The sequence below is a fragment of the Kitasatospora sp. NPDC059571 genome (genome assembly GCF_042735675.1).
Classification (GTDB): domain Bacteria; phylum Actinomycetota; class Actinomycetes; order Streptomycetales; family Streptomycetaceae; genus Kitasatospora.
This window is the reverse complement of sequence record NZ_JBHWBW010000126.1, coordinates 16908-18398: the sequence shown is the minus strand read 5'-3', so window position 1 is coordinate 18398 and position 1491 is coordinate 16908. Positions and strand designations below refer to the sequence as shown.

Genomic DNA, 1491 nt, shown 5'->3' with positions numbered 1-1491 from the left:
GGCCGAGGGGCGGGGTTTACGGGGCGGGCGAGTGGCGCCACCCCGCCGAGGTGTTCCTGGCCCGGGCGTTCTGAGGGGGGTGCGGGGCGCGGCGGCGGCCCCCGCACGGTCGGACCGTGCGGGGGCCGTCAGGACGTCAGGACTCCGGTGCGCCGCCTCCGGGCGTGCCGCGGGCGGCGGCCGGGTCGGGTCAGGCGCCGCCGAGCAGACCGGCCCGCAGGCCGCCGAGGATCCGGGCGAGCAGCCGGGAGACGTGCATCTGCGACACGCCGAGCCGGGCGCCGATCTCCGCCTGGGTCAGCTCCTCGACGAATCGCATGTGCAGGATGCTGCGGTCGCGCTCGCCGAGGGCGGCGACCATCGGCTTGAGGGCCTCCAGGTTCTCGACCTTCTCCAGGCCCGGGTCGTACCGGCCGAGGCGCTGGAGCAGCGAGCCGTCGCCGCCCTCGCCCTCCTCGCGCAGGTCGAGCGAGCCGGCGGTGTGGGCGTTGCCCGCCACCATGCCCTCGACGACCTCCTCCTCGGAGATGCCGAGGTGGGCGGCGAGTTCGGCGGTGGTGGCCGGGCGGCCCAGCGTCTGCTCCAGGTGGTCGCGGCCCTTGGCGAGGGCCAGCCGCAGCTCCTGGAGCCGCCGCGGGACGTGCACGGCCCAGGTGGTGTCCCGGAAGAAGCGCTTGATCTCGCCGACGACGGTGGGGATCGCGAAGGTCACGAACTCCAGGCCGCGCGAGGGGTCGAACCGGTCGATGGCCTTGATCAGGCCGATCGTGCCGACCTGGACGATGTCGTCCATCGGCTCGCCGCTCTGCCGGAACCGCCGGGCGACGTAGCGCACCAGCGAGACGTTCAGCTCGATCAGCGTGCCGCGGACGTACGAGTACTCGGCCGTGCCCTCCTCAAGCGTGCGGAGCCGTACGAGCAGGCTCGCCGAGAGCGCCTTGGCGTCCGCGGGTGCGACCGCGGACGGGTCGTCGATCAGCGGCCGGTCCTCGACCGGGGCCGGGGCCGCTACGGCCGCGGCGCGGTCTCCGCGGGCCGCCGGAACCGTGCCGATCGTCGACGCCTCACTCATCACTGCCATGGCCGTCCCTTCCGTGGGTTCGTCGGCGGCTCGCCTGCCCGGTGGTTCGGAGCTCAGACCCCCGGGGCCGGAAAGGTCACCGGATAACCCCGACCCCTTCACCCCTCCTCCACATCGCTCGCCGGCCCGCCACGTCGGCGCCGGTCCTCGGGCCCGTGCGGCCGGGGCGGACGCCGTCGGCCGAATCCGCCACCCATCCGCCCCCGGCACGGCACCGAACGTCGGGTGAGAGCACACGGACGCGACCGGGCAGCAGGCCCGATCGGGCCCGGCGCCGTCAGACCCCACCGCCCCGACGTGCGGGCCCGCCGGGGCGGGGCTGCGGCGCCCCCGGCCCCGGGGCGTGTTGCCCACCGGCCGTGGGGGGCAAGATCCCCCCCCCCCGGGGTGGCGCCCCCGCGAGCGCCCGC

Annotated in this window: 1 protein-coding gene; it reads right to left on the bottom strand. The window is 76.2% G+C overall.

Annotated elements, in window-relative coordinates; translation table 11 throughout:
- Positions 1–190: 190 nt before the first annotated feature.
- Positions 191–1081, bottom strand: a complete 891-nt coding sequence (locus tag ACFV0G_RS16785; RefSeq protein ID WP_380547357.1) for a SigB/SigF/SigG family RNA polymerase sigma factor — start codon at positions 1079–1081, stop codon at positions 191–193.
- Positions 1082–1491: the final 410 nt, after the last annotated feature.